This window comes from Cellvibrio sp. ATLC23, assembly GCF_057196725.1.
In genome coordinates, this window is the sequence record NZ_JBXUOS010000007.1 from 238290 (window position 1) to 244354 (window position 6065).

At 51.1% G+C, this 6065-nt stretch carries 4 protein-coding genes; 1 reads left to right on the forward strand and 3 read right to left on the reverse strand.

Going from position 1 to position 6065, the window contains the following annotated elements:
- Positions 1-58: 58 nt before the first annotated feature.
- The 3 genes from AC2CG4_RS13320 to ilvA all read right to left on the reverse strand — a co-directional run bounded on the left by AC2CG4_RS13320 (position 59) and on the right by ilvA (position 4841).
- A complete protein-coding gene (locus AC2CG4_RS13320) occupies positions 59-181 on the reverse strand; it encodes a hypothetical protein (protein WP_484486721.1) in 123 nt (40 codons plus the stop codon).
- A 308-nt stretch (positions 182-489) separates the two neighbouring features.
- Positions 490-3084, reverse strand: coding sequence for a family 20 glycosylhydrolase (locus tag AC2CG4_RS13325; protein ID WP_484486722.1), 2595 nt, complete (start codon positions 3082-3084; stop codon positions 490-492).
- Positions 3085-3326: 242 nt separating this feature from the next.
- Positions 3327-4841: a threonine ammonia-lyase, biosynthetic gene (gene ilvA / locus AC2CG4_RS13330; protein WP_484486723.1), complete on the reverse strand. Its 1515-nt coding sequence runs from the start codon at positions 4839-4841 to the stop codon at positions 3327-3329.
- A gap of 310 nt (positions 4842-5151) precedes the next feature.
- Here ilvA and rpiA point away from each other — a divergent pair, with 310 nt between their 5' ends.
- Positions 5152-5826, forward strand: a complete 675-nt coding sequence (gene rpiA / locus AC2CG4_RS13335) for a ribose-5-phosphate isomerase RpiA (protein ID WP_484486724.1) — start codon at positions 5152-5154, stop codon at positions 5824-5826.
- The last annotated feature ends 239 nt before the right edge of the window (positions 5827-6065 follow it).

Genomic DNA, 6065 nt, shown 5'->3' on the forward strand with positions numbered 1-6065 from the left:
AAACAACTCCCGCCGAAGCGGGAGTCATTGTCGAAAATTCCGTTTACTAACCTGCGGCTTATTCAGCGGTCGATTCTACAGCAGCTTCTGCCAACGACACTAAAGCACCTACATCTAACAGGGTCACGCAAACTCCTAAACAAAATAACAATATCACTGCGGAGAGAACATCAACTTTCATGGTGGTAACCTTGCGCAATATTATTTTAAAAAAACAACATCTTTTATAAGCGACCACAAAACAGCACGAGGCTGTGGCGTGGGTAAAGAATAGGCAATGATCAAACAGAATGAAATACAACTCATGGATAAAACTGCAAAAAAACACACATTTTTAGCAAAATAATGCGTTTTTCTCGGGAATTTAGCTGTTTTCAGTAGCGACATTACAAAAATAGCGAGAAACACCAGTATTTTTGCAATTGAGAGGAATGATTTCTAACGCATAACAGTGGATACCGCGCATCCTTGCGCGAGATATATCGGCCCTTAAGGCGCAGCAGTAACTACCCGACTAGTGGCATCGCCAAGACGGGTGCGTACCGATACCACACTCTCAACGGCTAATGCGCCAGTGTACTCTCGCCATGTCTCGCCCTGATCGACACTGACTTCAATCGTCAAGCCGGGCAGCGATGAATTAGCCAGCAACTTGCCCTTTTCAATAATTGCACCCGGTGGCGGCAGGTAGAAACTACCCCCCAAGGCAGCCAACTTCGGTAATTCTTTATTGCTTAATTGCACGCTAAATGCCGCCCAATCCGCCATGCGCGCTGCTGTATTTGGTTTATCGCCCTCCCAAGCAGCTTTGTGCCAGGCACGCTCAGCCAGTGGAATTAAACGCGGATAAATCATCTGCTCCAGTTGTGCAGCGGAGCGAATGGTTTCACTCCAGACTTGCCCTTGTATACCGCGCAAATTTTCCGGTTTTTCCAATGCTGGCATAGCGCGACCAACCAAAGCCTCCAAGTCATCGATTGCAGCACCGTTGCGTGTTTTATCGGCATTTGCGTAAAGGTTATCAGGCATAAATCCAAACACTTTGTTTGCATCGGTATAGCGTGCCGCCCAGTAGTAGCCGCGTTCTTCAGGATTAGCTTCGTGTGGATGATCGAAATACAAGTGAGTGGCCGCCGATAAAATCGGTTCATAACCCGCATTCGCTAAACGATAGGCTCGGTCAGCAACACCCCACTCCCAAATATTGTCCCAGGCATTTGCCAGCACATGTTTATTGGCAAATTGGCTGCGGTTAAAAGTATTGCTTGCGTCGTACATCAAACCGTCTTCCCAACCGGCCAGATCCAAACCGCGCATAGCGGTAATCGCCGCGACTTTACTCACGAAATACGGCTTGAGGTCAGCAGGGCCTGCAACGCCCATCTCGCCTTTGGCAAACAGTGCATTACAGGCTGGTGATGCAGTCCAGGAACCTGCCCCCACTTCATCGCCGCCCATATGGAAAGTCACCAATGTGGTTCCGGCTTTGCGGTACATCTGCTGCAGTTCGTACACGACTTTATCGACAAACGCATAGGTCGATGGCAGGCACACATTGATGGAGTTATCGGTGTAATTCTGCACCGTCATGTATTCGGATTTATCCAGCGGATCGGACAACAAATACTGCTCGGCTTCGGCTTTTTTGCCGGCCTTGAGCAGTTTTTTGTAGCGTGCTTCCATCGACTTAACCGCCGCGCGGGCGTGACCGGGCATATCGATTTCCGGGATAACTTCGATATGACGGGCGCTGGCGAATTTTATAATCTCGATAAAATCGGCCGTGCTGTAGTAGCCATTGCCCGAGCCAGATTTGTGTGGACCGGTGCCCAATTGGGTCAGCAAACAAGTCTGCTCGCTCAGATCAAAACAGCGCTTGCCACCGACGTCAGTCAACTCCGGCAGACCGGGAATCTCCAACCGCCAGCCTTCATCTTCGGTTAAATGCAGATGCAGTTTATTGAGTTTGTAGCGCGCCATCTGCTCGATCAACCGCAGGGTGACGTCTTTGCCGTGGAAGTTGCGCCCCATGTCGTACATCATGCCGCGCCAGCGGAAGCGCGGCGCATCACTTACAGTGAGTTGCGGCAAGCTGTGACTTGATGAGACTTGTGCCGGCAATAAACTCAACACACTTTGAATGCCGTAAAACGCTCCGGCATTGTCGCTGCCGACAATGGTAATTTTATCGGCGGCGATAGTCAGATTGTAGGCTTCCGCATCACCAACGGATGCATCTACTTGCAACTCAATGGTTTTACCCGAGGTGACCAGCACATCACCCGCCGCACTCCCATGGGCAGGTTTGATTTCCAGGGTGATACCCGCTGCTTTTAGTTGATCGGCGAGGTATTTTGCTTCACTGGTCAGGCGACCGGCGTAGCTGATTTTCCAGCTGCTATCGATTACCGCTGTGCCCTTGCGATATTTCACCTCAGCCGGGCTGGGGATAATTTTGGCGCTGGTATCCAACTTGGCGGCCGCTGCATTAACGGCCAGATTGCCTTCATAGCGAGTCGCCGTAGAGGCGATGGGATACAAATCCGGTGCGAAACGCTGCAACTGTTCAGGCTTGGTGAACGGCGCGACAAAATCCTGCAGCTTTTCAGTATTGGTATTGGCAAATACTTCGGGGTTCAAGCCCTGCTGGGCGATAAATGCGCGCGGCATAAAATCGGTATAGCTTACCAGATGCGCACCAGCGGTATAGGGCACTAGTAGACTGGCACCTTTGGCCAAGCCTTTGAATCCGGCAGTGGGCGATAGCTCATGGAGATCGCCCTGCACATGGCGCAGACTTAAGCCTTCAACCAAGGTCGGATCCAATTTGCGCACCGAGTGGAAGTAAATGCGCCAGTCGCCCTGCCCTGCGGGCAAATCTGCGGCTGAGTCATTGGTCAGCGTCAGTTGTGCTTGCGGTTTAGCGGCGAGATTATTCACCACGGCAAACCGCAACTGAGCCTTGCCCGCAAATTCACTGAGTTGTTGTTGGTTGAGATTAGCGGCAAAAGCGCTCTGGGTAAGCCCAAGCGCCAGCGTCAAGGCACCCAAACGCATGGCTATGTGTTGACCTGCAGATTTCATTATTAACTCCTGCCTGTATTTAGTGAGTTGATTTGGCATGTGGATTTTTCTGACAACGTTGTCCAGATTACACCAAAAACTTGTTCGCGCCAGCGTCTGAACATAAATTAACCCTTGCGAGCATTGGCTTAAGGATAGACGGGACGAGAGAAATTGCAGGGTTTGTAACAGCCATCACCAATAACAGCAGAAATAACAAAGGGCGCCGAAGCGCCCTTTAAAAACCGACAACATACTTTTCTTCAACCCAAAAAGAACTTGTAAGCCTCATTTTTGGTTTCATCCCAGTAGGGATAATTCAATTCGTTCAAAAAGGCTTTCAACGCACTGTAATCTTTTTTCGGCACCTGCAAGCCCACCAACACACGCGCCGACGCTGAGCCGTGATTACGGTAATGGAACAGGGAGATATTCCAGCGTCCCGCCACCTTGGTTAAAAACGTCAGCAGCGCACCTGGGCGCTCAGGGAACTCAAATCGGTACAGAACCTCATCGGTAATTTGTGGTGCATGGCCGCCGACTAGATGACGAATATGTAATTTCGCCAACTCATTTTCAGTCATATCAACCAAGTTATAACCCTGCGTTTTTAATTCACTCACTAAATCCGCACGATCATTGCCGCCTGCCGCCACCTGCACACCGACAAAAATCCTGGCCTCTTCAGCATCCGCGTAGCGGTAATTAAATTCAGTGATATTGCGTTTGCCCAGCGCCTTACAGAATTCTTTGTAGGCGCCCGGACGCTCGGGAATGGTGACCGCCAGAATCGCTTCGCGCTGTTCGCCGATTTCAGTGCGCTCGCTGATATAACGCAAGCGATCAAAATTGATGTTGGCACCGCAGTCGATAGCAATCAGCGTCTGGCCGGTAATACCGTGTTCGGCCACGTATTTTTTCAGCCCGGCAACACCGGTTGCACCCGCCGGTTCAGCGATGGAACGGGTATCTTCAAAAATATCTTTAATGCCCGCGCAGATTTCATCATTAGTCACGGTGATGCATTCATCGACCGTTTTACGCAGCACACGGAAAGTTTCCTCGCCGATTTGCGCCACTGCGATGCCATCGGCAAAGATGCCCACTTGCGGCAATATCACCCGTTTTTTCTTTTCCAACGCGGCTTTTAAGCAAGCCGAATCTTCTGCTTCTACCGCGATAATTTTGATCTCGGGGCGCACGTATTTCACATAGGCAGAAATACCGGCAGCCAAACCACCACCGCCGACAGCGATAAAAATCGCATCGATTTTGCCGGGATACTGACGCAGGATTTCCATTGCGATAGTGCCTTGCCCGGCGATCACATCCGGATCATCAAACGGGTGGACATAGGTCATGCCTTTTTCTTCCACCAGTTTTTTCGCATGTGCCGAGGCCTCGTCATAACTATCGCCATGCAATACCACTTTGGCACCGCGCGCTTTTACCGCATCGACTTTAATCGCCGGTGTGGTGCGCGGCATGACGATGGTCGCTTTAATGCCGAGATGTTGCGCACCCAGCGCCAAACCTTGTGCGTGGTTGCCCGCCGAGGCGGCGATCACACCGCGCGCGCGTTCCGCTTCGGTGAGCATTTGCAGTTTGTTGTAGGCGCCGCGCAATTTGAACGAGAACACCGGCTGCAAGTCTTCGCGCTTGAGCAACACTTTATTGCCCGTGCGCACGGACAGCAAACGCGCTTCATCGAGCGGAGTTTCTACCGCCAGATCGTAAATACGGGCGTTGAGAATACGTTTTATGTAGGATTCAGGCATGTCACTTCTTACGTGGAGGAATTAATAGAAGAATAAAAATGTGGCCGCAGTGTAAACAATTTAGCCGCTGCTAGCACGGCGAATATCCGTATAATGCGAGCACTATTTACTGATCGACGCATGTAGCCTAGCGTGATCGGTTGGTGGTGTTGCGACCGCCTGAGACATGGATGTCGAAGATGAGCCTACAAGGACGTATTTACGGCGTGTCGCACACTACCAACCGGTTATGCTGGGCAGGCTAACAAATAAACATCAGATTCGGCGGCTTGCTACGCGAGGTCCGCCCTACCACACCGGACAATCTGCCATGACTCAAGATCAACTCAAACAAGCCGTTGCCCGCGCGGCGATTGAATACATCAAACCCAAATTAGGTGGAGATTCCATCATCGGCGTTGGTACAGGTTCTACCGCGAATTTTTTTATCGATTACTTAGGCGAGATCAAACACCTGTTTGCCGGTGCAGTGGCCAGTTCTGATGCCTCCGCCGCGCGCCTGAAAAACCTCGGTATCGATGTACTCGATTGCAATTCAGTGAGCGAATTAGTGGTGTATGTCGATGGCGCCGATGAAAGCAATGCCTACCTGCATTTGATCAAAGGCGGCGGCGCTGCGTTGACGCGCGAGAAAATCGTGCGCGCGGTTTCCCGTGAATTTGTATGTATCGCCGACGGCAGCAAATGGGTCGATGTGCTGGGTAAATTTCCACTGCCGGTAGAAGTTATCCCTATGGCGCGCTCCTACGTCGCACGGGAACTGGTGAAACTGGGCGGCACGCCGGTGTACCGCGACGGTGTGGTAACCGACAACGGCAATGTGATCCTCGATGTTTACAACTTGCAGATTATCGACCCGGTCGGCCTGGAAACTCGCATCAACCAAATTACCGGTGTAGTCACCAATGGTCTGTTTGCCATCCAAGGCGCCGATGTTTTACTGCTCGGCACCAGCGAGGGTGTAAAAACCCTGCGTCCCCGCTGAGCGAAATAGAACACCCATAAAAAAACCGGGCAAACCCGGTTCAGACCGCTGACAAACCCCTAGCCAAACGCTGGGGGTTTTTATTTAATGGCAGCACATTATTTTGCGATGACTGCCATGCTCAAAGCACCCGCTCCGCGCCAACACACACTGGAAATGGTGATCCTTGAAGATCTCGTTCCAGCTGACCATCTGCTGCGCAAAATCGATAAGTACATCAACTTTGAATTTATCCGTGA

What these genes read in the sequence shown, in the direction of transcription:
- rpiA (WP_484486724.1), top strand. Translation starts at nt 5,152, where the DNA reads ATGACTCAAGATCAACTCAAACAAGCCGTTGCCCGCGCGGCGATTGAA.
- AC2CG4_RS13325 (WP_484486722.1), bottom strand. Translation starts at nt 3,084, where the DNA reads ATGAAATCTGCAGGTCAACACATAGCCATGCGTTTGGGTGCCTTGACG.
- ilvA (WP_484486723.1), bottom strand. Translation starts at nt 4,841, where the DNA reads ATGCCTGAATCCTACATAAAACGTATTCTCAACGCCCGTATTTACGAT.
- AC2CG4_RS13320 (WP_484486721.1), bottom strand. Translation starts at nt 181, where the DNA reads ATGAAAGTTGATGTTCTCTCCGCAGTGATATTGTTATTTTGTTTAGGA.